A 25,494-nucleotide genomic window follows, 5' to 3' on the forward strand; every position below is an offset into this window, starting at 1 on the left:
TAGGTTCACCAGGTGCGTATCCGGACAGCGGATGAATCAGGTTCCTGATTCACCCGCTTCACTCAGGACTACGTATCAGCTGCTGGACTCCTGAGCCAGAGTGGACAACTAGCGAGTATGTCCACGACACCGATGGAACAGCAGTCGGGTCACTCGACCTCTCGACTGAGCGAGAGCGGCTGGAACGCGAACAGCGGGCACTCTCGCAGAAAGACCACGGCTCTGCCAACTGGGAGAAACAACGTCGGCGCGTGGCCGAGTGCCACCTCCGACTCAAGCGCAAACGCCGTGACTTCCTCCACAAACTCTCGGCATACTACGCTCGGGAGTACGATCTTGTAGCCGTCGAAGACCTCAACGTGAAGGGACTGTTCGAATCGCCATGCAACAACCGTAATACGGCGTCGGCGGCGTGGAACACCTTCACGAGTATGCTCGAATACAAGTGTGAACGCGAACGCACTTCGTGGAGGTTCAACCAGAGGGCACGACCAAAGAGTGCGCTCAGTGTGGTGTTGAAACAGAAAAACCGCTGTGGTTTCGTGAACACTCTTGTCCGGCGTGTGGGTTTGAAGCGGACAGAGACGCGAACGCGGCGTGGAACATCCTTTCTCGCGGTCTCGAAGACGTAGGAGTGGGACGCTCCGAATCAACGCCTGTGGAGACTGCGCTCCCTACGGACACTACGGTTGTGTCTGCACAGCGCGTCGTGGAAACAGAAAGCCCCTTCCTACTCGCCGCCTTCGGCGGCTCCTTGAGGCTGGGGTAGTTCACCAGTACAAAACGTCGGTCGGGCGCCGACGAACGAACTCGACGAGTGGAACCGACGAACGGGAGTTCCGAGTGCGATCAGAACTCAGGCGTAGGAGAGGTTGATGCTGATGACGTTTGCCGTTCGTTTGACCATGTCGGGAACCGCTGACTCCAGGTAGTCCCCGCATAGTCGACTCACGGGCCCGGCGACGCTGACGGCACCCCGGACGACGCCATCGTTCGTGATGACGGGAGCAGCCACGCATCGTACCCCCTCGGCCCGTTCCTCGGCATCGAGCGCATAGCCTCGTTCCCGAATCTGCTCAAGATCCTTGAAGAGGGCCTCGCGCGTCGTCCGCGTGTGCTCCGTACTCGGTTCGAGCCCGTACTCGTCAATGATCTCGTCGACCCGCTCCTCGGGAAGGTGAGCGAGTATCGCCTTCCCGAGGCCCGTTTGATGGAGGTAGACCCGCGACCCGATGCCGGTGTCGAGAGAGAGCGCGTTATCACCTCTCGCCCGGTAGAGGTAGATGCCCCGACCGTGCTCCTCGACAAGGATGTTGCCAAGTTCCCCGGTCTCGTCCGCGAGCTTGTCAACCTCCGGTACGCCGACGTCGTGTATCTTCCGCTGGTTCTTGACCCGTTCGCCGAACTCGAAGAGCCGGAGCCCCAGCAGGAACTTCCCACCGTCTCTGACGACGAGGTCGTGGTCCTCCAGCGTCGCGAGGTGGTTGTGGACAGTCCCCTTCGTGATGTCCAGTTCGTTCGCGAGTTCGGTGACGCCGGCCCGTTCTAGCTCGGCGACCTTCTCGAGGATGTCGGCCGTCGTTTTCACGGCCATGACCGGGTTCTTTGGGCCTTCCATGACACCCTGTGTCGGGGGCAGGTACTAAAAACTTGTTTGGCGGTGCTAAACGGATGGTCGGCTCGTCGCGACCTCTCGGTCGTCTGGAACCGCAAGGCGGCGGTGCTGTCAACGGTGATTCGCAAGTGCAGGCAGTCGGGGGTGCACGAATTCTTCAGAATACGGTTTAGGAACGCTAAAACCGGAGAATATTTCCGCACGGCGAACAGTTTTACAAAACCTCCTCCGATACCCTTACGTCCAACATGGATTACGGAATTGATGGGAACACGGCCCTCGTTGCCGCATCGAGCAGTGGTCTCGGGAAGGCGTCCGCGAAGGTACTCGCGAGCGAAGGCGCAAGCGTCGTCATCAACGGTCGAGACCAGAACCGGCTTGACGATGCCGTGGCGGACGTACAGGATGTCGCTGACGGCGACGTCGTCGGCGTGCAGGGTGACCTCACGGACGCCGACGACATCGAGCGACTCGTCGACCGGACGGTCGGGGAGTTCGGCGGTCTGGACCACCTCGTGACGAACGCCGGCGGCCCGCCGAGCGGACCGTTCATGGAGATGGACGACGAGGACTGGTACGACGCGTTCGACCTGCTCGTGATGAGCGTCGTTCGACTCGTCCGCGAATCGGCCCCGCACCTCCGCGACGGGGACGGCGGGACCATCGTCACCATCGCTTCCCGAAGCGTCAAGGAGGCGATTCCCTCGCTCGTGCTGTCGAACTCGGTCCGGATGGGCGTCATCGGACTCGAGAAGACGCTCTCGAAGGAGTTCGCGCCCGAAGTGCGGTCGAACGCCGTTCTGCCTGCACCCCACGAGACGGCGCGCCAGCGGGAACTCATCCAGGCGGCCGTCGACCGCGGGAAGTACGACAGCTATGAGGAGGGCCTCGACACGAAGGGCGACATCAATCCGCTCGGTCGCATCGGCGACCCGATAGAGCTCGGCGACGTCGTCGCGTACCTCTCCTCAGAACACTCGAGCTTCCTCAACGGCGTCGCGATCCCCGTCGACGGCGGACAGGGAGCATCCAACCTGTAGATCGATGCCGAGACTCGCACGAACCGTTGACGGTCGGCCAATGCTCGGCGACGACGAGGGGTTCGTCCCGCTGTCGGCGGCGGACCCGTCGCTTACGACGCTCGAAGACGCGCTCCCACTGGCAGCCGCCGGTGGCCTCCCGTCGCCGGAGGCGGCGTCGGCCGCCCACGTCCCCGAGGACGACCTCTCGTTCGCGGCACCGCTCGAACAGCCGGGGAAACTCTGGGGTATCGGGCTGAACTACGCCGACCACGCGTCGGACCTCCACGAGGACAGACCGACAGAGCCGGCGAGTTTCATGAAACCCGCCACGACGGCTACCGGTCCGGGTGGTCCCATCCGACTTCCCCCACAGGACGTCGCAGGCCGCGTTACGGCGGAGGCCGAACTCGCACTCGTCATCGGGCGGACGTGCAAGAACGTCGACGACGCAGACGTAGACGACGTCATCGCCGGATACGTTCCAGTAATTGATATGACGGCGGAGGACATCCTCCAGCAAAATCCGCGCTTCCTGACACGCGCGAAGAGCTTCGACTCCTTCCTCGTGTTTGGATCGTCGCTGGTGACCACCGACGAGGTCGAAAACCTCGACGACATCTCGGTCAGGACCATCGTCAACGGGCAGATCGCCGCGGAGAACAGCATTCGAAACATGATGACGACCCCGCGAGAACTCGTGGCGTTCCACTCGGAGGTCATGACGCTCGAACCGGGTGACGTCATCTCGACGGGGACGCCTGGCGCGAAGCGCATCACGCCTGGTGACACCGTCACCGCCGAGGTTGAACACGTCGGGACTGCCAACTCAGATGTGGTCGGATGACGTTTCGACTGGCCATAGCCGTCGGACGCCGGATTCGAACGTCGAACGAGCATCGAGAACAAACAAACCGAACTGACAAAGCGTACCAACCAGGTAACAGATACCCATGAAAATCGAAGAAGTAGAGAGTCTAGTAGTATCCATTCCGCTACAAGAACCGGTCGCCTTCGCCACCCGCGTCGTCGAGGAGCGCGACCACACTATCGTGTACGTCCGCACCGAGGACGGAACCGAAGGCGTGGGATACACGCTCGGCTACGGCGGCGCGGACGTCGTCGCGCAGGCGATCGAGAGCATCCTTGTGCCGATGATCGAGGGCGAAGACCCTCGCGACACCGCACGCCTCTGGCGCAAGATGTTCGACGGCACGGTCCAGATAGGTCGGAAGGGCGTGATGGTCCGGGCCATCTCCTGTATCGACACGGCACTCTGGGACATCAAAGCCAAGGCGGCCGGCATGCCGCTCTACAAGTTACTTGGCGGACACGCCGACACTGTTCCGGCGTACGCCAGCGGCGGGTACTACCGAGAAGGCAAGGGACTAGAAGATCTCCGCGAGGAGATGAAGACGTACGTCGACCGCGGCCACGATGTCGTGAAGATGAAAGTTGGCCGGAAGCCCATCGAAGAGGAAGTCGAGCGAGTTCGCGTCGCCCGCGAAGCCATCGGTCCGGACCGGACGCTACTGATGGACGCGAACGGCAAGTGGAAGAACAAGCAAGAGGCCGTACGCGCCTGCCGAAAGTTTGCTGAGTACGACCCGTACTTCATCGAAGAACCGGTGATGCCAGACAGTCTGGACCTCTATCACGAGGTCAACGAGGCGCTCGATTACGCCGTCGCCGGCGGTGAACTGGAATTCAGCCGCTACGGGTTCGCGGACCTGCTCCGCGAGGACGCCGTCGAAATCGTCCAACCAGACGTATCGGTGGTCGGTGGGGTCACCGAGTGGATGCGTGTCGCCAACATGGCGGCGTGCCACGACATCCCGGTCGCACCCCACTACAACTGGGACCTCCACATCCAGTTGTTGGCGGCCATCGAGAACGGACTCTGGATAGAGTACTTTTACCGCGACTCGGACGTGAAGGCGTTCGACGACGTTCTGGAACACCCGGTCGAACCAGAGGACGGGATGATTCAACTCCCGCAGCGTCCCGGCCACGGGGTCGAACTCGACTGCGATGCACTCGATGAGTTCCGTATGTAGAGACCCTGCCGGAAGTCGTCGTTCGGCTTTCGACGGAGACGGCCCGCTTTGTTCGGATACTAGCGAATCGAGGACGGAGACGGCGATACGTTCACCCAGTGTGATTAGCGTATCGGGACGCGGTCCACTCTTGAAGCGGGTCGTTCAATACGAGGATAGATATGGTCACTTGCCATATCCGGTTCCCTTGACGTCCTTTGGCTTTTCAGACCCGCATCTCACCTACTTTTCCTTTTCCACTGACAATAGACCCCTCTCCTCGACGTTACGTGTTCGAACCGGGGCGTCCAGTAACGACCCACCGATGGTGTTCGTCCACGACACGACTGCGTTCAGAACAGTTTTGGTCCAGCTGATGGCACTGTTCAACGCCGTTCGGAGACAGCCGCTCAATTACGTTCTCTTCGGTCATTCGTACCGGGGTTTCCGATTCAAGCGCTAGAAGTGTTTCCACCGAAGTTTCTCCCCCGATACTGGGAACGAATCTTCGGCACGTTCACTGACGTTTGTTCCGTAGAGGGTGTCATACAATAGTTCTCAATCGATATTATCCACGATCTTAATCGTGGATAAAACAGATGACTGGTGGAACCACTGGATTACAAGTGAAATGAGGACCGTATAATTGCTGGGTAGTAGGTGTGAGACGTATTCTATGACACGCTCCCGTAGTGTGCTGTATAGGGGCGGTGGTGTCTGGAGAATTAGTGGAAGAGATATCCTCGACTACCTCTTCAATGTAGAAAAGCTTCCGACGGATTTGATTCACTGAGGCCAGACGGGCGGGATAGTTTTACACCAACCGTTGAGACACCACCTACAGGAGCCTTCAATACCATTAAATATGTTCGCGCAAAACTGGTCTTATGAGCACGGAACAGGTCGAAGAAGGAGATGTCCGGGTTCAAGCCCGTAACATCGGCGGCATCTCCGAAACCGAAGCAGTGTTCGAACCGGGGGTGACCGTCCTCACAGGGCGGAACGCCACGAACCGGACATCACTGTTGCAGGCGATTATGCTCGCGCTCGGAAGCGAACAGGCATCGCTCAAAGGTGACGCCGAGAACGGAGCGGTCGAATTACAAATCGGTGACCGCCGATACACGCGAACGCTCACTCGAAGCGGCGACTCAATCTCGCTATCGGGTGATCCGTATCTCGACGACCCCGAACTTACTGACCTGTTCGCGTTCCTCTTTGAAGGTAACGAAGCCCGTCGGGCCATCGCACGCGGCGACGACCTGCGCGGACTTATCATGCGGCCGATCGACACTGACGAGATTCAGGCCGAAATCGAGCGCCTTGAAACCGAACGACGTGAAATCGATGAGCGCCTCGAGGAGATCGAAAGCGAAGAGCGTCGCCTCACTGACCTTGAGCGCCGACGCGAAGAGCTCGAAACCGAGATCGACGAGAAGCGGTCAGCACTCGAAGCGGCCGAATCGGAACTTGAGTCGCTGGGCGCCACGGTCAAAGAGAGTCGTGAGGAGAAGCAGGAAATCGAATCAAAACTCGACGACCTCCGCGAGACCCGCTCGAAACTTGACCGCGTCCGACGAGATATCGAGACCGAATCCAAGAGCATCACATCTCTCACTAAAGAGCGAGCAGAAGTCGAGGAGGAACTCTCTACGTTGCCGGACGCTCAGTCAGTTGACGAGGACGACCTCGAAAGAGAACTAAACCGGCTCCGCGAACACCGGCGAACCATCAACAACATGGTCAGTGAACTCCAGAACATAGTACAGTTCAACGAGGAGATGCTGGAGGATGACCGGACCGACATTCGTCGCGCATTGGACCAAGATGTGACGTCGGACGGGTCGATTACCGACCAGCTGGTTGAATCGCAGACGACCTGCTGGACCTGCGGGAGCGAGGTCGAGAAGAGCCAGATCGAGACGACGCTCGACCAACTCCGGGAGTTCCGCGAGGAGAAACTCGAAACCGTCCGCGAAATCAACGACGAACTCGAAGAACTGACAGATCGCCAGCAAACCCTCCGCGAGAATCGAGAACGACGCGAGCAACTTGAAACTCGCCTCGAAGAGATCGACGACGAAATCGAAAAGCGAGAACAGCGCGTCGAGGATCTTCGGGATGACCGCGCGGGGTTAGAAGACCGATTGAACGAACTGGAGACAGAGGTCGAGTCGCTCGAGAGCGACGAGTTCGACGAGACCCTTGACAAACACAAGGAGACCAACCAGCTTGAGTTCGAACTCGGCCAACTCCGTGACGACCTCGAGGACGTCGAGTCCGAGATCAATTCCATCCAGGAGATGCTCGAGGAACGAGAGGCGCTGCAATCTGAGCGTGAGTCAGTATCTGAGGAACTGGTCGACTATCGGACGAAGATCGACCAGATCGAAGAACAGGCCGTCGAGGAGTTCAACACGAACATGAAGACGGTACTGAACCTTCTAGAGTACGAGAACATCGACCGAATCTGGATCGAGCGGGTCGAACGCGAAGTGCGCGAAGGTCGTCGCAAAGTCGAACAGACCAAGTTTGAGCTTCACGTCATCCGACAGACTGAAGCGGGAACAGCATACGAGGACACGGTCGACCACCTGTCCGAGAGCGAACGCGAGGTGACCGGTCTGATGTTCGCGCTCGCGGGTTACCTCGTTCACGAGGTGTACGAGACGCTGCCGTTCATCATGCTTGACTCGCTCGAAGCCATCGACTCCGACCGGATCTCCTCGCTCGTCGAGTACTTCAGCGACTATGCCGACTATTCCGTCGTCGCACTCCTCCCCGAGGACGAGGCGGCCCTCAACGAAGCCCATCAGCGGATAACCAACATCTAACTCGACGTCAATTCCGTCGAACGTCGTTGGTTCCATCGACGTTTCGTCGAAGAAGTAGTCTGGAATGGAGAGTGTCTGCGATTGTTACGGAATTGCGTCTGCAATTTCGAGTTCTTTGACTGCTCGAGAATCAAACGGATAGGGCCGCTGGGCTTGGTCTGGAGGAAACCGACGATGACGAGGGGTTTGGTGACGTCACGGGGGACGGTGTTGCCCGGTTCGTAGCCCAGTTCGCCAGCAGATCGGCCGCCTGTGTTTTCACCTGCAGCGTCTATGGTGTGCGTTGAGATTGTTCCGGAGGTAGACGCCGTCCCTGGTCGTATACGCACGTGCTTTTCCCATTGTGTGTCGGAGACGTGACCTCGAATCTTCAATAACCAGTATATTCAGTCAGAAGTTATCGACTAACCTGACTCATGGATAGGACTCTTTCGAAAGAAAATTCGATCTCGATCTGAGGACCCCACGTTGCTGCAGACATTCGTACTCTTCGAGTGACTGGACCTGAGAATTTTGGGGCACAGAAGGGGCCGATTCTGGGAGAGACGAAACCTGCTTCCCCGAGGGCGGCGATCCCCCAGAATCCACTTCCGCTTACGATTTTATGCGGCAGAAGCATTCGTATTCGGTTAAGACGTGAAACCAGCATACAGCGCGGCACTCACCTCCTCAAAAAGTGTCTGGCATGATGGGGATGGTTGCCTCGCCTCCTGATACCACGTGTTCGGGAGATTCGGTTCATCGGCACTGTCTAGTTTCGCTCCTCCTCGACGGGCGTTCGGTTGTTGAGCGATTGATGCGGTCTCTGACGGTTATAGTAATGCACAAACTGTTCAAGCCACCGCTGGACGCTCGGCCGACTGCCCACCCAGGACGTATGGAAGCGGTCGATCCGCTGTTTGAGCGTGTGAAACCACTTTTCGATCAGGTTTCGCTCTGTGTAGTCGAGCCGACCGCCCAACCCAATTCGAAAGATGGCAGTCCGATAGCCGTAGCCATCAACGAGAAACACCGCATCTGAGAGATCGTGTTTCTCGGCGAGTTCAGATAGAAACGAAGCCGCCGAATCAGTGCCATGCCGATCAAACACGTCGATACCGAGCAGCAGCTTTGTTTCAGTGTCTATTGCAGCGTACACCCAAGACCACTCACCGTTGATTTTGACAGCGGTTTCGTCGATCGCGACCCGCGTCGGCGATGCCGACGGCGGGTCAGATACGCTGTCAGATACTCGATGAACCCATTGAAAGATCGCCTGATGCGACCGTTTCACGCCGAGGAGCGCGAGAATCGCTTTTGTTTCTCTGAGTGAACAGCCGGTCGCGTGGAGCCGGACGGCAAACCCCCTGACGGGCGTCGCCGTCCGCTCACGCTCCCAACATTCAAGCGTAGCCGTGTCTAAACTCTCTCTGAGCAGGTCTGAGAGTAGCATCAATCACTAACTCTTCAACCTGCTCGTCCTTATCTAGACAGTGCCCGTCCCGTCTATTTTCTTTAGATCGGTGGGGAAGGAGTACGACTGAAAGGAAGAAACTGCACGTCACCTTTCGGTTTTCCTGGATAGTCAGCTGAATTTCACCAAACATTCCAACGCATCGACGGTTGGTTGGTTCCCCAGCGAGTTGGCTCAAACTCCTTGGTCAGGTCATCTCTTTCGGTTTGATGGTTCGGCCCAACGTAAAGCGTGAGAGTGCAAGTTCCTCGAGGTCGACGACGTCGGTCTCTCTCCCGACGAGCAGGTCGGCCATTGCGATCCCCACGCTCGGCGCCTGCTGAACTCCATTGGTTCTGTTATGGCGCGATGAGCATCCCGACCATGGCGTACCCCACCGCAGCAAGTCCCCCGGCTACGATGGCGTACGGGAGCTGGGTTCGAACGTGATCCATGTGGTCGGAAGCGGCACCGAACGACGACAGGATGCTGGTGTCAGAGAGTGGCGAACAGTGGTCACCGAACAGACCGCCACCGACGACGGCTGCAACTGCGGCGTACAGGAGTGGACCGAAGGTGACCCCGTTCATGTTGAACGCTATCGGGACGATGATCGGGATCATGATACCGTAGGTTCCCCACGAGGTTCCGCTGAAAAACGAGATGAGCGCGCCAGTGAGGAACGTGACGAAGAGCAACAGCGAGGGTGTCAGCCATCCCTGCGTAACGCCGATGACGTAGTCAGGAGCGCCGAGTTGACCGGTGATCTCGTTGATCATGTAAGCAAGAGCTAGAACCATCATCGCAGGGAACACACCTTTGACACCATCCGTAGAGATGTCGACAATATGCTTGACGTCATCGAAGTACCCCTGGACGTACATCACGAAGGCAAGGAATGTGGTCGCCGCCATGAACGCGGCCAGAATTTTGACGTCCTCCAGAATCACGAACGTGCCGATGCTAATCCCGAGGATGATAAGAACCGGGATGAAGAGGTGGAGCGTCAGACTCGCGGTCTTCCCTTCTTTCGGGTCGATATCCTCGATCTCGACGCCCACGAGCGGGTTGGCCCCCTCGCCGAGGACATTCCCGGAGTTACGTGCGCGGTGTTCTGCTTTCTTCATTGGTCCGAAGTCGGAGATGACGCCGGCCGCGATTAAGCCGGCGAGCGCGATGGAGAGGACGCCGTAGAAGTTGTACACGATTGAGTTCACGAAGACATCGAGCGCGACAGTCTTGTTCGCGACGTTCCCTTGTTCGGCGACGAGGCCCGCAATGAAGACCGCCCAGCCACTGATCGGGATGAGGGTCGGGACGGCGGCGCTCGTCGAGTCGAGGAGATACGCAAGTTTCTCTCGAGAGACATCGTGTTCGTCCGTGACTGGCCGCATTACGGGTCCGGACAGGAGCGGGCTGAAGTAGTCGCTGAAGAACACGAGGACGCCGAGAACCCACGTAATGCCCTGGGCGCCGCGATCGGATTCAACGCGTTCTGAAACCAATTCGGCGAATCGGTCTGTCACGCCGGCGAACATGAAGTACGCGATCAAAATCCCGACAAAGACCTGAATCATGATCACCCAAATGAACCAACCACTGCCCAAGGCGTCTTGGAACAACTGAGCTGTTCCCGTGAAGGGGTCGTTTCCAAGCATCATGACCCCAACGACGGAGCCGAGCAAGAGAGAGAACACCGCATTTCTCGTTTTGAATGCTAGCACGAGTGCTACCAGCACTGGTAGTAACGACAAGGCCGTACCTTTGAACATACAGAATGACCATTATAGTCTACCTATTTGAATGTTACTGTCACTCATGACTGAAGCTAGCAATAAACCAAGCGGTAGCCGACCTACCGTCTTGACAGGGGAAATGGGGGATGTCAGGAAGGTTACGAGAATCGTGCCGGGGACAGGTACGATTCCAATGTGGAATCGATGTCTTCGCCTTTGATCGCAGCAGCCAGGAACTTACTGATTGCTGGTGCCAGCGTGACGCCGAGACCGTTCATCCCGGCTGCGACATAGAAGTTGGAAACGTCAGTTTCGCCAACTATAGGAACGCCGTCAGGTGTGAGCGTCCGGACACCGACCCATTCGTTAACGAGTTCGACACCGTCGAGTCGCGGAATTGCCTCTTGAATTCGTGCGTCGATATCGAGGTAGAACTCGTGGTCGATCGACTGTGCTCCCACCGGGTCCAGTACCTCGGCATCCTCGTAGTCGGCGCCGAAATCCCCAGCAAACGCCTGATTCCTTCCCTCCCCGCGGAAGTAAAGGCCATCGCTGAACTGGATAAACGGGAGCGAAAAGGAGTCGTCTTTTTGGAGTACGACAACTGGCCCGCGGTTATGCCGAAATGGGAGCGACACGCCAGCCTTCTCGTTCACGGTCGGGGCCCACGGCCCCGCCACGTTCACTACGGCAGCCGCCGACTGAGTTCCAATCTCCGTCTTTACACCCGTGACTTCGCTGTCATCGGTAAGGATGTCCGTGACCGCGGTCTGGGTTTCAACAGTGACGCCGGCTGCAGAAGCCTTGCGGATGTAGTGCTGGATGATCTCTGACGGATCAAGATAGCCGTCAGCAGGGGTCGCCATCGCTCCCGTGACGACACTGGGGTCAAGGCCGTGGTCCGCGAGTGCGTCCGGTTCGAGGAAGGATGCCTCGATGCCGAAGTTCTCGAGCGTTGTTGTGAGTTCTCGGAGTTCCTCGACTTCATCGTCATTTCTTGTGAGGTCGAGTGTCCCAATTTTCTCGAAACTGAGGGTACCGTCCTGGATTAATGGTTCGTACTGTTTCCACGAACGTGTCCGGAGTACGTGGCTTAACCGATCCGGCGTCGATTGATGCCAGACGAAGAGCGCGACGGAGTCACTGGACGTTCCAGATCCGAGTGCGTCACGTTCGTACAGGACGACGGGACAGGAGAGATCGCGGAGATGATTAGCGAGACTGGCGCCGATGATGCCGCCTCCAATAATTACTACCGGGTCCATTACAAGCCCGGTTATCATCACTTAATAAAAAGTTTTTCACGAAATCGATACACATGTCCGGTTCCTGCGCGGCAATTCGTTTGTCGATACCAAACATCTATATTCGTAGCCGCGAAGAGGGATGTATGGGATCCAGCGAACCAGAACCCCGCTCGATCAAATCGGTTCGCACGTCGTTCGCGATAGTGGACGAACTCATCGACCGCCGGGGGGCTGGCGTCACTGAGTTATCGGATGCGCTCGGATGCTCGAAGACTACAGTGCACACGCACCTTTCGACACTGTCCCGTCTTGGGTACGTTTGTCGAGACGGCAGCAAGTACCGCGCCAGCCTCGGGTTTCTCACCACCGGGAATCGGATCCGGGAGGGTTTCGATCTTTATCGGCACGGTGCTTCGATTGCGAACTCGCTCGCAGAATCGACTGGTGAGGTTGTGCATCTTGCCGTTGAGGAGGATCAGGTGGTTCACTTCGTGCACGCGGCCCGCGGCGGCTCGGATGCAATCGAGTCCGCAACCCCAATCGGGAGGACGGCGCTGCTTCACGCAACTGCGGTTGGGAAAGCGATGTTGGCCGACATGCCGGAAGAGCGCCGCGAAGCCGTGTTCGCCCAAGAATTGGATTCGATGACGTCGCGGACAATTACAGACCGGAATTTGCTCCGCAAAGAACTCGACCGCATCCGTGAACAGGGATACGCCGTGAACGACCAAGAGCAAGTGCTGGGTGCGCGCTCGGTCGCGTGTGCCGTGAAGTACGTGTCGGGCGGTCTCATGGGCGCGATCGTCGTTAGCGGACATGCCTCCCGGTTCGACGATGCCCGCATTGAGGAGTTGGCGGCGAACGTCAGAGAGGCGGCGAACCAGATTGAGATCGATCAAGGATAACGGTGGCGTCGGTGAGAGAATGGCAGTTCCAACTATTTGTCGATGACAAACACCATTCTGCAAGTCCGTGATGGGTATTACAGTACTATGTATGTAATGACATTGAGCAAATGGCATCTTATTGATTGTTCAATTCATTGCCTCGTCCCCGAACTTCGCGTATCGACGGCACTGAAATTCTAACAGTATAATCGATTACGGTGGGGACTCACTAAACCGGTTTCACGGTCTGACAATTGAAGTCCTTCCCCGACATCCCAGGTATCGGACCCTCACGAAGGGCGCTTTCTCGACGTATAGGTTCCCTTCGCGTCAGCCGAACTACCTTCATGACAACATCGCGTTCGTCCCGATGTAAGGTATTAGCAAACACAGCTCGCCCGGCGATGAGGTTACTGTATTCACGATGAGCGGGATCGATGAACACAGCATTGAGGAAGGTGTTGAAGACGCTCACAACATCGCCACCACTAGGAAGATGGAAGAAGGAGGAGTCAGACTCATCGCTGAGGACGACAGTTCTGCGCCAGGGACTAGGAAGAGATGCACTTCAAGTATAACCGTGATGTAACCGACGGTTCCGATCAACGGGCAACACCGGTCGAGGTTAAAGAGTTGAAGATGTTATTCGGCGTTGCCACCCAGTCAGGCAGGGAAAGGGCAGAAACGGCTATAAAGGGTTCATATCCATTGGTGTGTCAGTACAGGGATACTCCTGTAAGGGAAAACGAAGCACTCGGAATAGTTCCGTATAGTGTAGATTATTTTAAATATATGCGATATATCACTCTACCACCGACTTCTGGTTTGTGAATCGTTTCAGAACTATTTACACCCCAATTTCGTTGTATCCTCTAATGCCTGACTTGGAGCACATTTCGGTGACTGACCTTCGGAATGCACTCGAGAAGGTAGATGATGTGCAAGCGACTCCAATTCGCGATTACTTACAAGCAGGGCGTCACGCAGACAGAATTAGCTGAATGGAACGGGCTCTCCCGAAAGACGGTGTACAACTGGCTCCAACGGTTCGAAGAGGACTCGATCCGCAAAGCAGCCAGCGACAAGCCTCGTTCCGGTCGCCCGCTGAACCTCGATCCTGAAGATAAAGCAGAAGTCTGCCAGTTACTGGGTAAGTCGCCCGTAAATGCTGGGTATGACGCTGAAGAGTGGAGTATCTTACTTGCGCAACAACTGCTGGATGATCAATTCGATGTCACCTATTCGCGCACAGGTGCATACCGACTACTTTCGATGGTTGAGTAACCTATTTTGGAACACATGGCAGCGTAGGACAAACGGATAGAAAATGACAGTGATGTTATCGGCACATATATAATAAGTTTAAATAGTGTTGGAGAGGTCTCGATACTCGCGCAGCTCGTCGAATTGAGAGTCACATCGAAACACCACTTGATGCTGGATGCCAGCCATATAGGAAACTGTCTGTCGAGTGTCTTGGGGGTGTGGCCTAGGGCGATTCACCAATCGTGTCACCGCGATAAAAAGAGACAGAGCAATTAACACGTATCAAAATAATACGGTAGTGATGAGTGTTGACAAAAGTACCAATTTGAATAGTAAAATCCGAGTTCCATCGTATATATTATTTCTGAACGGACAGACACGCCAGACCAACCACTTGGCTGTAATTCAACCCCATTTTCACCCGAACCTCTCTCAATAAAGGACATCATCTATCTATTGTCCTCTCCATACAAAATATGAATTATACTTTCGTCTTCTTATAGTTTCTGTGTCAATGGTTCTCCATCGCGCGTTTCGTACAGTACCAATAGGCCGACCCGAAGACGAGCAGACAGAGAGTAACGAGTATCGCGTCAATAACGGCGATAACGTACCCCTGTGATCCATGATTCAACAGGATCAACGGGAAGACCAGCAACAGCCCCATAACGATGACGACAGCCAGGAGTATCGGAATCTGGTCTCGCTGACTGCAGATCGCATCGAGTGCCGCGTCACGTAGTGTCATGGTCTCATATTATTAGACAGATGTGATGAACGTCCCGATCAGGCGATCAGACGGTTCAATCTTCGAGTTCGGGGCTGTCCCAATACTCGTGGTCCTCCTCGGACCGGAAACACGCAACACGGTGGGAGTCACCACGTCGTTCCAGTCCTGGTTGTTGGTTCTTACAGGCCTCTCTGGCCTTCGGACACCGAGTGTGGAACCGACACCCGCTGGGCGGGTTGATTGGGTCGGGAATGTCTATTTTTCGCATGGGCGGCTCCCCCGCTTCTTTCGCGATCAACGAGAGGTTCGGCGTTGCCCACCGGAGTACCTTGGTATAGGGATGTTCTGGGTTCTCGATGAGCTGTTTTGCCGGGGCGACTTCGACCAGGTTCCCCAGATACATCACACCGACGCGACCATCACCGTGTTCAGCGAAGTACCGCGCGTTCGAGAGGTCGTGTGAGACGAAGACGAATGAGGTGTCAAAGTCATCCTGGAGATCAAGCATCAGGTCCATCATCTCGACGCGCAAAGAGACGTCAAGCGCGCTGATCGCCTCGTCAGCCAGGATGACGTCAGGGTTCATGAGCAGCGCACGTGCGAGCGCGACACGCTGTTTTTCGCCTCCGCTGAGTTGGTGCGGGTAGCGGCCAGCGAAGTCCTGGGCAGGCGTCATTCCGACTCGCTCCAAAAGTGAATGAATCCGCTCCCGTCGCTCACTGCCATCCACACTTGGATGCGTCAGTGTGATTGGCTCGGAAAGAATCTCGACGATGCGTCGGTTCGGATTGAGGGAACTACCGGGGTCCTGGTGGATGATCTGTAGTGACGATCGGATGTCAGAAAACGACAGATCGGTGTTCCCGGCTTTCGTCTCCCAGATGTCCCGACCGCGGTACTTCACGGATCCACTAGTCGGCCGCTGGAGTCCGATGGTCGTCTTCCCGAGCGTAGTCTTCCCACAGCCGCTCTCCCCGACGAGCGCGAGCACGTCGTTCTCCTGGATGTCGAGTGAGACACCATCAACTGCTTTGACGACGTCCGGCTCCTCGAAGAACTCGAGCAGTCCCTGTTCTTTCTCGAAGTAAACTTCGACGTTGTCCAGAGAGATCAACGGATCGGTGCCACCGTCGACTTTGCTGGCGGCTCCTGTAGTCGCGTCCGGACGGCTCATTGCTGACCTCCCTCATCCTCATAGAAGCCCACGTTGTCGGTACTACCATCCGTCTGTATCGTTTTAGCCTCCGTTAAGTTAAGCTTGATCTCGTCTTTGGCTCGTTCCCAGTGGTGACAGGCGACGGAGTGGTCGTCCTCAACCACCTCGAACTGCGGATCGGAGACGGTACACTCTTCAGTCGCGAGCGGGCACCGATCGGCGTACGAACAGCCGTCCGGGACGTTCACGGGTGCGGGACTCTTTCCTGGAATTGGTTTCATTTCTTCGAGTGGGGCGTCGATGTTCGGTGTCGAGTTGAGCAATGCACGTGTGTACGGATGGCCGGCGTCGTCGATGATCTGGTTTCGCGGCCCGGCCTCGACGAGTTCGAAGGCGTACATCACGGCCATCCGGTCGGCCAGCGACGCGACCAGCGGCAGGTCGTGTGTGATGAACACCATCGTCACGTCGTACTTTTCCTTGAGATCCTCGAGCAACGTCAGGATCGACCGCTGCATCAGTAGGTCCAGCGCAGCCGTCGGCTCGTCCATGACGAGTACTTCCGGCTCCAGGAGGAGACTCAAGGCGATGAGCGCACGTTGTTGCATTCCACCACTGAGTTCGTGGGGATACGAATCGAGCACTCGCTCCGGGTCGAGGTAGAGGTCCGAAAGGAGCTCGCGCGCGAAGACCATCCCCTCGGCGATCTCGTGATCGTGTGCTTTGAGTGTGTCCTTGAACTGACTCCCAACTTTCATCGTCGGGTTGAACGAACTCATCGCGCCCTGGAACACCATCGAGACGTCGGCCCACCGGTACGATCTGAGATCATCGTCACTCAGGGTTAACACGTCGACGGTTGTGTCCTCGTCGGGGTGATAAAGGATCTCACCGGAGAGTGTGCCGGGTGCAGGGATGGCGTCGAGCATCGCGGACGCGAGCATCGACTTGCCGCTGCCACTCTCGCCGACCACACCGACGATTTCGTTACGTTCGACGGCGAAGGTGACATCGTCGAGGACGTACGTCTCGCCGCCGTCGTAGGTGACACTCGCGTTTTTGATCTCCAGTATCGGGTCTTCGACTTCGTCCGGTTCGGTAAGTTGCTTGCTTTCAATAGCCATTCAGAGCACCTCCGTCATGCCTGTGTTGTCGTCCTCCGCGGTCGATTCGGATTCCCCTGCCATTCGGGTCCGGACGCGAGGGTTGAACACGCGGTCCATCCCCTGACCCAACAGGATTAACGCGAGTGACAGTCCCATGATGGCAATCATCGGGAAGATGAGCCAGTGGGCTGCCTGCCATGTGAACAGCGCGCCACCGTTGTAGGCGTAGTTTAGCGTGACGCCCCAGTTTTGCGTCGAGAAGGGCAACACACCCAGGAAGAACAACCCGATGGATGCGAACACGACGTACCGGGCTGCGAAGACGAAGTTCACCGTCACGTACGGCATCAAGTTCGGGATGACGTCTTTGAGCAGGATCCGTGGCGTACTGACACCCATAGTTCGGGACGCCTCGACGTAGTTGTCCTCACGGATAGTCAAGACCTGTGACCGGAGTGACCGTCCCAGGCCAGCCCAGTAGTTGACATTGATGAGAATCCCGAGGATGATCGGGTTCTTCGGGTTGAACGTCACTGCGAGAATGACGACCAGCGGGAGGCCTGGGATAGCCATCACGACGTCTGAGAACGACATAAGCACCTGATCGATCGTCCCCCCTTTGTACCCTGCGAGCGTTCCGACGGCGACGGCAATCACCGTCGCCCAGAGACCTCCAGCAGCGACCATCAGGAGGATGTCTGGTGTAGAGTGAATGATCAGCGACAGCAAGTCTACCCCGGACATCGTCGTTCCGAGGGGGTGATCCCAGCTCTGGAACGCCCCCACCAGCCGCGGTGCCTGGTTGGTCGAGGGGGTGCGATAGAGGTCGAAGATTGCGACGATCGCCATCCCGACGTAGACACCCATAATAAGGAGTCCGAGCCGCGTTCGGCTGTCCGCCCAAGCGACCATCGCCGGTTTGCGGATTCGTTCCTCGAAGTACTCCGCGACCCTGTCTCGAAGCGTCACGTCCGGCGATTCCGTGCTGTCCGATCGCCAGCTGATGTTCTCCTGTTGTTCGGCCTTAGTAGGCATCGGAGTCACCCCGACTGATGCGCGGATCGATCTTACTGTAGGTCAGGTCAGCGATGTAGACACCAATAACGAGTGCAACGGTGATGACGAGGAAGGTCCCCATCATCAGGGGATAGTCGTTCGACTTGAGCGCTGACCACAGATACCATCCGAGACCGGGATAGGAGAAAATCCGTTCGAGGATGATCGTCCCGCCGAGTCGGAAGCCCAGCAACAGCAGAAACCCAGTGTACATCGGGAGAATCGCGTTTCGAGCAACGTACCACGTGGCGATGCGTCTGTCGGACAGCCCACGAAGCCTGGCGACCTCTACGTAATCGTTCCCCAACACTTGTATGCTGTTGCCGCGCATTGCGAGTGCCTGTCCCCCGATGCCGCCGATTGTGTATGAGAAGATCGGCAGCGCGGCGTGTTTGAGTGCACTCACGAAAAACGCCAGTGTCAGTCCTGTCTCGACGTCGGTTCCGACCGTCCCAGCCGTCGGAAGCCACTGAAGCTGATAGGCGATGATGAACAGGGATAGGACAGCGACGACGTAGAATGGGACCGACATGAGGCTGATCGAGAGTCCCGAGACCAACTGGTCGAATCTGGATCCTTCCCAGTAGGCCTGGATCGCACCAAGGAAGATCCCGAAGACGAAGATGAGGACTGTTGAAACGAGGACAACGAAGATGGTCCACGGAACGGCCTCGGCGATGATCTGTGAAACAGGTTCACCGAGCTTGATAGATTGCCCGAAGTCACCCTGCATGGCAGAGAGCATGTAGTGTAAGTACTGTTCCCATATCGGCGCGTCCGGTTGGATGTTCTGTAAGTTGGCGATGCGTGCATCGACTTCCGAGGCGGGCACACCGCTCTTCAGCAATCTCGCTCGGAGCAGTGTGAACGGGCCGCCTGGGAGGAGTCGAATCAGGCCGAATGTCAGGCTCGCGACCAGGAAGATGGTCGCGAACATTCTGGTGGTTCGGCGTATGTAATAGTTGTCCATAATCTTACTGTTTAATCATGCTATATCGTTGTCTCGGAGTGGGGGATTGGCTGCCTGTTTGCCGACCGTTTGCTCTAGTTACCCTGCGCACTTAGCTTGCCAACGCGCGACAGCCACTGCGTGGCCCACTTAACACCCAATGCGTCGTCGCCTTTCGAAGGGGTGTCGAAGTTCTTGCTGCTAATCCACGTCTGTTCTTGCTTCTCGGTGACACCGAGGAAGGGAAGCGTCTGGTTGTGGTGCCAGGCGACACGGCGAACGACATTCGTCACTTCTTTCTCGGAGGTCATCGCCGCGACCTTCTTAATCTCCTCGAGCGGGCTGATTGTCATCTCGTCACCGTCCATCCCGGGGATGGTCTTCTCGCCGGTCGGGAACTGGTGGCCGCCGTTGATATCGGGACACTTCATCTCCCAGCGCAGCGGGAAGAACGGGAACGACGACCGTGCGCCACCAGGGAGCCAGTAGAATGCACCCAGTGCGAAGTTGTTGTTGATGTATCCATCGAAGTAATCACCCATCGGCTTCGAAGATATTTCGAGCTCAAACCCGAAGGAGTTGAGCTGATCGACGACCGTGTTGGTCGCGGTCGTCCAGTCGGTCCAGCCTGCTGGCGTGACATACTGGGCACTGATCTTGTTACCGTTGCTGTCTTTCCACATGCCGCCGCTCTTGGTGTAGCCAGCGTCACGGAGCAGGGAGGCGGCCTTATCGGTCTGGGAGGCTGACTCGCCGTAGGTCTCGAATTTACCTATGTCGTCGCCGAGCCAAGATTCTTGATCGTCGACTGCAATTGCGGTGGCGACCTTGGGTGTGGATTTTGTGCGCGGCCCAGCGTTTCCGGCGACTGCCTTTCGGTTGATAACGTGTGCGATCGCTTTGCGAACGGCGACCTTGCCGAAGTGATTGTGGTTGTGATTGAAGACGATACCGTAGCCCCACTTCGCAGGCGTATTTATCTCTTGGACGTGGCCAGGCATGCTCTGAGCGATATTCGGCGGCGCGAACATACTATAGACGCCATCGAGTTTGCCACCCATCAGTCCCTGCTGGAGTGCCGTGTTATCTCCACGGTTCAGGAGCTGGACCCGGGCGAAATTCACCTTGTCCGCGTTGTAGTACTCCTTGTTCCGCGTGAGTTCCCAGGATTGCTTGTCCTTGGATTCGAAGCTGAACGAACCGTTGCTGACGACATCCTTTTCGTACTTGAACTGTTGGAGAGCGGAGGCATCCTTGTCGAGGAACTGTTTGAACGTCGGATGGTGCGCGTAAATCCGATCACCCTGTGATCCGATCGCGTGTTTGAGCAAACGCGGGTTCGTCTTCTCTTTGAGATTTAACACAACGGTCTTTTCGTCCTTGCCCTGCTCGACGCTCTCAACGAAGTCCCAGATTGCGGCGTCCGTCTTCTTCTGCAACCGGAACTGCGTCATCAGATCCTGGGCCGTGACTGGATCACCGTTGTCCCAATTGAATTCCTCTCGGATAGTGAGCGTGAATGTCTTGCCGTCCACAGACCAGTCTTCCAACCCGGCCATCTCGAACTCCTGGGTATTGAAGTTGTAAGAGACGAACCGCTCGAAGACGTGTGCTCCCGCGATGGCGTCATAGTTCTGTGTCGCATCCGGATTGAGGTGCAAGTTCGCCGGAACACCGTTGTTGGTCGCGGCAACAAACTTGGTGTCGTAGACCGTCCCACCTGTGGTCGCGTTGCCGTTGCCGTTTCCATTGCCACCACCGGTACCGGTGCCACCACTGGTGCCGTTGCCATCATCTCCGCCGCTACAGCCAGCGAGCAAAGCCATACCGGAAACGCCTGTTGCTCGCATGAACTGTCGACGACTGACTAGGCTACAATAGCCGCTACTGTCGCTTGCCATGGGTCGTACAAACGGTTTTTCTCATATGTAATAAATCATTCGGTGAATTAATCGAGCATACACGTCAGAACGCACGGTACCGTCGTGACCGTCTCGACAGAAGACACCACGTGGACCGTTCACCAGTCGAACACCACCGATTCCCTCCCACAGGGGACACGTACCGAACACGTCGGCGTCGAGGGGACAGGGACGGTCACAGTCCACGTCGAATGGCCCACTGGGACCGAAGTACCGTTTGAAAATTTGAGGACGAATCGGCGGAGTAAACGACCACGGGTCAGGTGACCCGTGGCTTTTCTTGTTCCCTCATTCTACGTCTTAGACGTACGAAGACTGGTATCAGTGTCGTCTACCGGGGTCGACAGCTGGCGAGAGCCGGACCAGACTGACACACCCATGAATTTTATATACTGGTATGAACGAGAGATGAGACATGGCGAACGCAGACGAGCGTCTCCCCTACAGGGATGAGACGCTTCAAATCAATCAGCGAGTAGACGACCTTCTCGACCGAATGACCCTCAAAGAGAAAGTTGGCCAACTCGTCGGCACGTGGGCCGGCGAACTCGACCAGACAAAAGACCTCAACGACGTCGAAACCGAGATCACAGAGCACGGTGTCGGCGCTGTGGCAACGTTTGGCTGGGCAGGAGCACGCGATCATCGTCTCGACAGCGTCGTCGAAACGGTGAACCACCTCCAGGAAATCGCCCAATCGGAGACGAGACTCAATATCCCACTCTTGTTCAACGTCGACGCCGTCCACGGGCACGCCTACGTCGCCGAAGGAACCGCGTTCCCGAACGGCCTCGGGATGGGTGCGACCTGGGACGAATCGCTCGTCGAGTCCGGCGCTAAAGTGACGGCAACTGAGGTGCGTGCAAGCGGCGCTCACCAGAACTACTCGCCGACGTGCGACGTCGCCCGGGATCCGCGCTGGGGCAGAACGTTCGAGACCTTCGGTGAGAGTCCCTTCCTCTGTGGCAAGCTTGCCGCAGCGAAAGTCCGAGGGTACCAAGGCGATGGCATCGAGGACCCATCGTCAGTAATCGCCACGGCTAAACACTTCCCGGCGTACAGCGAACCGGTCCGTGGCGAGGACGCCTCACCAGTCGAAACGTCCGACTACATGCTTCGAAACGTCTTCCTCCCATCGTTCGTCGACGCACTCAAGGAGGGTGTCGAATCGGTGATGCCCTGTTACAACGTGATCAATGGAGAGCCTGCCCACGGGTCGCGACGGTTCCTCCATGAGACCCTCCGTGGCGCCCTGGATTTCGATGGAACGATCGTCTCCGACTGGAACGGCGTCCAGATGCTCCACGCCAACCACCGGGTCGCAGCCAATCACCGCGACTCGGTACAGCTGACGCGGGAAGCCGGCTTGGACATCGCCTCCATCGATTCCGTCGAACATGCCCAACACCTCCAGTCGCTCGTGGAAAAGGGAGAACTCGCAGAATCCATCGTCGAGGAGAGTGTCCGACGAGTTCTCACGCAGAAATTCAGACTCGGTCTCTTCGAAGATCCGTACGTCGACATCTCGAGCGCGACTGACGTCGTCGGCGTCGACGAACACAGAGCGCAGGCGCTTGAAGCCGCCCGCGAGTCGATGACGCTGCTCTCGAACGACGGCAGCCTCCCGCTAGACACCGACGCTGACATCCTGGTCACGGGCCCGAACGCGGACGACCCGATCCACCAGCTCGGTGGATGGAGCGTACCAGATCCGGAAGGAACGGATATCGTCACGATACGGGAGGGGATCGAGTCACTGGCGTCGGGAACGGTCAGCTACGAGCGTGGGTCTGGAATCGCCGAAACCGACGACGTCGAGGCAGCCGCTCAAGCGGCAGAAAACGCCGACGTTGCCGTCGTGGCAGTCGGCGAGAACTGGTATCTCCACGAGTTCGGACCGAATGCACTCAGCGGCATGGACAACGACGAGTTCCCCAACAGGTCCCAGCTCCAGTTGCCAGCTGCACAGCGTGAGCTGCTGGAGGCGATCCACGAGACGGGCACGCCGATTGTCGGCGTCCTCATTACCGGACGACCGCTCGCCGTGAACTGGCTGGCCGAACACGCCGCTGGCCTTTTGATGGCCTACTACCCCGGGACGATGGGCGGACAGGCAGTCGCCGAGACCCTATTCGGCGAGAACGAGCCGAGCGGTCGTCTGCCGATCTCGATTCCGCGGTCGGAAGGCCGCCTCCCAACCCGTTTCAACTACCTTCGGCACCCGACACCGATCGGCTCTGACCAACATCCGGATTCGTATGATCCATTGTTCGCGTTCGGACACGGCGAGAGTTACGCCGATTTCGAGTACGGCGATATTGAGTTGAGCAAGACGACGATCAGGCCCCACGGATCGACAACAGTCTCCGTTCCGATCGAGAACACGAGTGAACGACAGGGAACGGCAGTGGTGCAAGCGTACGTCAGCGACGACGTCAGTTCGAGAGTGACGCCCGTCAAGGAACTCCGTGGATCCGATCGCGTGACCCTCGAAGGCGGTGAGTCGGGGACAGCAGTAATCCGAATCGAGGCAGACTCCCTGGGCCTCGTTCAGGAGGACGGCAGTCGGTCCGCCGAACCAGGCAGCTATACCCTCGAAATCGCGGATCAACGGGCCACGTTGACCGTCGAGACGAGCTACAACTGAGTCAGATCAATCGTCGCAGACCCGTTTTCTTCGATCTCGTAGGAGAAATTGATTGTCTCGATCGTGATTCGGTGGGCTTCGATGTCCTCGTAAATCGCACCCCACGAGCCGACCGACAGGACTTCGTTTCCGGTATCGAGGAAGATACTCGAGTAGCTCGCGAGGTCTTCTAACGAGAGTCCAGTGTCTTTACTGGTGTATCGAGTTGGGAAGAACGCTTCGGCAAGTCGGCCTCGCTTGATGCAGTCTTTTCGCGATCGGATGTAGTTACCTCGAACGGCGATACGGATCTCCGCGCCGTCGTCGAATAGCGGGACAACGTCACGCATAAACTCCTCGAGAGAGTCGTATTCCGTCCAGTGTGAGCCCGACTCGAACAGTGGCTCCCACATGTGCCACTGACAGCTGACGAAATACCAGTGTGTAATGAACGAGAGAATGTAGTCGTTAATCAGGATGCCATAATCCTCATCGGCACGCGTGTTCGGAGTGAAGAACGTCTGGTTCCGGTCGATAATCGCGAGGAACGGTCCGGGAATCGTGCCAATCCGGATATTGAGATTCGAGTTTGCCAGTCCGAGCGACGCAGCCTTCTCGCGGAGGTTCGGTTCGTCGTAGAGATGGATACGGACGAATACGCCCCGGTCAGCAGCGGCTTCGAGTTCGGGAAGCAGTAATTCCAACTGGTCGTACGTCACCGTCAGTTCGGCAGTTACATCTGCCTCTTCGAGCCGGGTTCGAACGTGCTCGTACACCGTCTCTGGTCGCTTCACGACGCCGACCCTGTGGTGGTCGATCTCGGGTTCCTCCCAGCGTTCTTCGAGTTCTTCAGCCGCTTGTGTCAACAACGAACCGCGTGAACGCAATTCGTCGAGGATTTCATCTGGTTCGTTGGGCTCGGCGTGGAGGCGGTCTCCCTCTATTGTTTCAACGAATTCCTGTTCTTCGAGCGAACGGAGCGTCTCGTACACCTGTGAGGTCGGTATCGAAGACTTGCTTGAGATATCGACGGCAGGTAATTGACCGTGTTTGATGAGCGTCAAATACGCCTCTGCTTCGTATTTCGTGAGATCTGCGTTTTCTAGTGCCCGTCGGAGCTCATCGGAGTTCATACACCGTAATTTAGCTGTTTTGGGGAAAGTCTGTCGGTAATTATCATACTAAATATATATTAGATAATTTATAAAAAGGACCTATATCTATCTTTTGAGCATTATAGATGAGGCGCCTCAAACGGCCGAGTACAGTGGTTTTGAGGAGTATCCTAGCATCCAGTAAATAGAAACATACAAAAATTGACTTTTTAGCGAATCCCAGAACCCGCCCAAGCATATTTTTCATTATACTTCATCCAAGGAGACGGCCTCAACAGAAGTGGATTCGTTTGGTGTCCATTACAGACATAGCGTCGTAATGGAAGGGTGGCCACGTATGCGAAAGATACGCCTGCCGATAGGAGCAAATAGGCTTGGTGGCGTGCGTTCAGCCGTGTATTCGCTCAATCAGGGCGCCCGGTTGACGTCCGCAGCAAGGCCCCACATCAATAGATTGTGGGTGTGGAAGAGCGCCCCTGTGAGATGGGGTGGTTCAGGTGATAGAGGGTGCGCGAAGGACTGTGAGATGGGAGGTGGCAACCGTCGATAGACGTGATTTTTTCTTCCACATTCGCTAGTTGTCCACTCTCTCGATAACTGCATCGGCAAAAGCTGCGCCTCACACGGTAAAGACCGCGAAATGAGACGAAGACTGTCTTGGATGCTGTGATGGGGCGTGAATATGTTGAATCACCTACCTACTTTCCGCTGTGACCGTCGCTCAGACCCATCTCAGAAGACAGCTGTCGCTGTTCGTCAGCC

20 protein-coding genes and 1 pseudogene are annotated in these 25,494 nt (G+C 56.9%); 10 read left to right on the forward strand and 11 right to left on the reverse strand.

Annotated elements, in window-relative coordinates; translation table 11 throughout:
- Nucleotides 1–113: 113 nt before the first annotated feature.
- A pseudogene (locus ACR3FF_RS18355) lies at nucleotides 114–769 on the forward strand (RNA-guided endonuclease InsQ/TnpB family protein); the annotation flags it as partial.
- An 87-nt stretch (nucleotides 770–856) separates the two neighbouring features.
- Here the strand turns inward: ACR3FF_RS18355 and ACR3FF_RS18360 are convergent.
- On the reverse strand, nucleotides 857–1,618 hold the full coding sequence (locus tag ACR3FF_RS18360; protein WP_458189559.1) for an IclR family transcriptional regulator: 762 nt from the start codon (nucleotides 1,616–1,618) through the stop codon (nucleotides 857–859).
- A 245-nt stretch (nucleotides 1,619–1,863) separates the two neighbouring features.
- On the opposite strand from ACR3FF_RS18360, the gene ACR3FF_RS18365 reads away from it, so the two are divergent.
- The 4 genes from ACR3FF_RS18365 to ACR3FF_RS18380 all read left to right on the forward strand — a co-directional run bounded on the left by ACR3FF_RS18365 (nucleotide 1,864) and on the right by ACR3FF_RS18380 (nucleotide 7,504).
- Nucleotides 1,864–2,655 (forward strand): SDR family oxidoreductase, encoded by a 792-nt coding sequence (locus tag ACR3FF_RS18365; protein ID WP_458189560.1) that lies wholly within the window; start codon nucleotides 1,864–1,866, stop codon nucleotides 2,653–2,655.
- A 4-nt stretch (nucleotides 2,656–2,659) separates the two neighbouring features.
- The gene (locus ACR3FF_RS18370; protein ID WP_458189561.1) at nucleotides 2,660–3,481 is read left to right on the forward strand and encodes a fumarylacetoacetate hydrolase family protein; all 822 of its coding nucleotides are present in this window, start codon (nucleotides 2,660–2,662) and stop codon (nucleotides 3,479–3,481) included.
- Nucleotides 3,482–3,587: 106 nt separating this feature from the next.
- Nucleotides 3,588–4,691, forward strand: coding sequence for a mandelate racemase/muconate lactonizing enzyme family protein (locus tag ACR3FF_RS18375; protein WP_458189562.1), 1,104 nt, complete (start codon nucleotides 3,588–3,590; stop codon nucleotides 4,689–4,691).
- An 866-nt stretch (nucleotides 4,692–5,557) separates the two neighbouring features.
- Entirely contained in the window at nucleotides 5,558–7,504 is a 1,947-nt protein-coding gene (locus tag ACR3FF_RS18380) for an archaea-specific SMC-related protein (RefSeq protein ID WP_458189563.1), read from the forward strand.
- Between the two features lie 751 nt (nucleotides 7,505–8,255).
- On the opposite strand, the gene ACR3FF_RS18385 is transcribed toward ACR3FF_RS18380, so the two are convergent.
- The 3 genes from ACR3FF_RS18385 to ACR3FF_RS18395 form a co-directional block, all read right to left on the reverse strand.
- Nucleotides 8,256–8,936 (reverse strand): IS6 family transposase, encoded by a 681-nt coding sequence (locus ACR3FF_RS18385; protein WP_458189564.1) that lies wholly within the window; start codon nucleotides 8,934–8,936, stop codon nucleotides 8,256–8,258.
- A gap of 359 nt (nucleotides 8,937–9,295) precedes the next feature.
- On the reverse strand, nucleotides 9,296–10,513 hold the full coding sequence (locus ACR3FF_RS18390; RefSeq protein WP_458189565.1) for a Na+/H+ antiporter NhaC family protein: 1,218 nt from the start codon (nucleotides 10,511–10,513) through the stop codon (nucleotides 9,296–9,298).
- Nucleotides 10,514–10,830: 317 nt separating this feature from the next.
- Entirely contained in the window at nucleotides 10,831–11,937 is a 1,107-nt protein-coding gene (locus ACR3FF_RS18395) for an NAD(P)/FAD-dependent oxidoreductase (protein WP_458189566.1), read from the reverse strand.
- Nucleotides 11,938–12,062: 125 nt separating this feature from the next.
- Here ACR3FF_RS18395 and ACR3FF_RS18400 point away from each other — a divergent pair, with 125 nt between their 5' ends.
- The 3 genes from ACR3FF_RS18400 (at nucleotide 12,063) to ACR3FF_RS18410 (ending at nucleotide 14,090) form a co-directional block, all read left to right on the forward strand.
- Complete coding sequence (locus tag ACR3FF_RS18400) at nucleotides 12,063–12,824, forward strand: IclR family transcriptional regulator (RefSeq protein ID WP_458189567.1); 762 nt, start codon at nucleotides 12,063–12,065, stop codon at nucleotides 12,822–12,824.
- A gap of 406 nt (nucleotides 12,825–13,230) precedes the next feature.
- Complete coding sequence (locus tag ACR3FF_RS18405) at nucleotides 13,231–13,395, forward strand: hypothetical protein (protein ID WP_458189568.1); 165 nt, start codon at nucleotides 13,231–13,233, stop codon at nucleotides 13,393–13,395.
- Between the two features lie 344 nt (nucleotides 13,396–13,739).
- The gene (locus ACR3FF_RS18410; RefSeq protein ID WP_458189569.1) at nucleotides 13,740–14,090 is read left to right on the forward strand and encodes a helix-turn-helix domain-containing protein; all 351 of its coding nucleotides are present in this window, start codon (nucleotides 13,740–13,742) and stop codon (nucleotides 14,088–14,090) included.
- A gap of 493 nt (nucleotides 14,091–14,583) precedes the next feature.
- Here the strand turns inward: ACR3FF_RS18410 and ACR3FF_RS18415 are convergent, their stop codons facing one another.
- From ACR3FF_RS18415 to ACR3FF_RS18440, 6 genes are all read right to left on the reverse strand, one after another.
- Complete coding sequence (locus ACR3FF_RS18415; protein ID WP_458189570.1) at nucleotides 14,584–14,820, reverse strand: hypothetical protein; 237 nt, start codon at nucleotides 14,818–14,820, stop codon at nucleotides 14,584–14,586.
- Nucleotides 14,821–14,875: 55 nt separating this feature from the next.
- Nucleotides 14,876–15,976 (reverse strand): oligopeptide/dipeptide ABC transporter ATP-binding protein, encoded by a 1,101-nt coding sequence (locus ACR3FF_RS18420; RefSeq protein WP_458189571.1) that lies wholly within the window; start codon nucleotides 15,974–15,976, stop codon nucleotides 14,876–14,878.
- The gene (locus tag ACR3FF_RS18425) at nucleotides 15,973–17,082 is read right to left on the reverse strand and encodes an ABC transporter ATP-binding protein (protein ID WP_458189572.1); all 1,110 of its coding nucleotides are present in this window, start codon (nucleotides 17,080–17,082) and stop codon (nucleotides 15,973–15,975) included. The genes ACR3FF_RS18420 and ACR3FF_RS18425 overlap by 4 nt, the downstream gene beginning before the upstream one ends.
- On the reverse strand, nucleotides 17,083–18,099 hold the full coding sequence (locus ACR3FF_RS18430) for an ABC transporter permease (RefSeq protein WP_458189573.1): 1,017 nt from the start codon (nucleotides 18,097–18,099) through the stop codon (nucleotides 17,083–17,085).
- Nucleotides 18,089–19,090 (reverse strand): ABC transporter permease, encoded by a 1,002-nt coding sequence (locus ACR3FF_RS18435; RefSeq protein WP_458189574.1) that lies wholly within the window; start codon nucleotides 19,088–19,090, stop codon nucleotides 18,089–18,091. The genes ACR3FF_RS18430 and ACR3FF_RS18435 overlap by 11 nt, the downstream gene beginning before the upstream one ends.
- 74 nt (nucleotides 19,091–19,164) lie before the next feature.
- Nucleotides 19,165–20,919, reverse strand: coding sequence for an ABC transporter substrate-binding protein (locus ACR3FF_RS18440; RefSeq protein ID WP_458189575.1), 1,755 nt, complete (start codon nucleotides 20,917–20,919; stop codon nucleotides 19,165–19,167).
- Between the two features lie 135 nt (nucleotides 20,920–21,054).
- Here ACR3FF_RS18440 and ACR3FF_RS18445 point away from each other — a divergent pair, with 135 nt between their 5' ends.
- Both ACR3FF_RS18445 and ACR3FF_RS18450 read left to right on the forward strand, forming a co-directional pair.
- Entirely contained in the window at nucleotides 21,055–21,258 is a 204-nt protein-coding gene (locus tag ACR3FF_RS18445; protein WP_458189576.1) for a hypothetical protein, read from the forward strand.
- 148 nt (nucleotides 21,259–21,406) lie between these two features.
- Nucleotides 21,407–23,638, forward strand: a complete 2,232-nt coding sequence (locus tag ACR3FF_RS18450) for a glycoside hydrolase family 3 N-terminal domain-containing protein (RefSeq protein WP_458189577.1) — start codon at nucleotides 21,407–21,409, stop codon at nucleotides 23,636–23,638.
- Here the strand turns inward: ACR3FF_RS18450 and ACR3FF_RS18455 are convergent.
- Nucleotides 23,629–24,750 carry a TrmB family transcriptional regulator gene (locus ACR3FF_RS18455; RefSeq protein WP_458189578.1) on the reverse strand — a complete coding sequence of 374 codons (1,122 nt, stop codon included), beginning with the start codon at nucleotides 24,748–24,750 and terminating at the stop codon, nucleotides 23,629–23,631. The genes ACR3FF_RS18450 and ACR3FF_RS18455 overlap by 10 nt on opposite strands.
- Nucleotides 24,751–25,494: the final 744 nt, after the last annotated feature.

The organism is Haladaptatus ordinarius, from assembly GCF_054177595.1.

Coding starts and splice junctions, on each gene's coding strand:
- ACR3FF_RS18360 (WP_458189559.1), bottom strand. CDS start 1,618: ATGGAAGGCCCAAAGAACCCGGTCATGGCCGTGAAAACGACGGCCGAC.
- ACR3FF_RS18365 (WP_458189560.1), top strand. CDS start 1,864: ATGGATTACGGAATTGATGGGAACACGGCCCTCGTTGCCGCATCGAGC.
- ACR3FF_RS18370 (WP_458189561.1), top strand. CDS start 2,660: ATGCCGAGACTCGCACGAACCGTTGACGGTCGGCCAATGCTCGGCGAC.
- ACR3FF_RS18375 (WP_458189562.1), top strand. CDS start 3,588: ATGAAAATCGAAGAAGTAGAGAGTCTAGTAGTATCCATTCCGCTACAA.
- ACR3FF_RS18380 (WP_458189563.1), top strand. CDS start 5,558: ATGAGCACGGAACAGGTCGAAGAAGGAGATGTCCGGGTTCAAGCCCGT.
- ACR3FF_RS18385 (WP_458189564.1), bottom strand. CDS start 8,936: ATGCTACTCTCAGACCTGCTCAGAGAGAGTTTAGACACGGCTACGCTT.
- ACR3FF_RS18390 (WP_458189565.1), bottom strand. CDS start 10,513: ATGATTCAGGTCTTTGTCGGGATTTTGATCGCGTACTTCATGTTCGCC.
- ACR3FF_RS18395 (WP_458189566.1), bottom strand. CDS start 11,937: ATGGACCCGGTAGTAATTATTGGAGGCGGCATCATCGGCGCCAGTCTC.
- ACR3FF_RS18400 (WP_458189567.1), top strand. CDS start 12,063: ATGGGATCCAGCGAACCAGAACCCCGCTCGATCAAATCGGTTCGCACG.
- ACR3FF_RS18405 (WP_458189568.1), top strand. CDS start 13,231: ATGAGCGGGATCGATGAACACAGCATTGAGGAAGGTGTTGAAGACGCT.
- ACR3FF_RS18410 (WP_458189569.1), top strand. CDS start 13,740: ATGATGTGCAAGCGACTCCAATTCGCGATTACTTACAAGCAGGGCGTC.
- ACR3FF_RS18415 (WP_458189570.1), bottom strand. CDS start 14,820: ATGACACTACGTGACGCGGCACTCGATGCGATCTGCAGTCAGCGAGAC.
- ACR3FF_RS18420 (WP_458189571.1), bottom strand. CDS start 15,976: ATGAGCCGTCCGGACGCGACTACAGGAGCCGCCAGCAAAGTCGACGGT.
- ACR3FF_RS18425 (WP_458189572.1), bottom strand. CDS start 17,082: ATGGCTATTGAAAGCAAGCAACTTACCGAACCGGACGAAGTCGAAGAC.
- ACR3FF_RS18430 (WP_458189573.1), bottom strand. CDS start 18,099: ATGCCTACTAAGGCCGAACAACAGGAGAACATCAGCTGGCGATCGGAC.
- ACR3FF_RS18435 (WP_458189574.1), bottom strand. CDS start 19,090: ATGGACAACTATTACATACGCCGAACCACCAGAATGTTCGCGACCATC.
- ACR3FF_RS18440 (WP_458189575.1), bottom strand. CDS start 20,919: ATGCGAGCAACAGGCGTTTCCGGTATGGCTTTGCTCGCTGGCTGTAGC.
- ACR3FF_RS18450 (WP_458189577.1), top strand. CDS start 21,407: ATGGCGAACGCAGACGAGCGTCTCCCCTACAGGGATGAGACGCTTCAA.
- ACR3FF_RS18455 (WP_458189578.1), bottom strand. CDS start 24,750: ATGAACTCCGATGAGCTCCGACGGGCACTAGAAAACGCAGATCTCACG.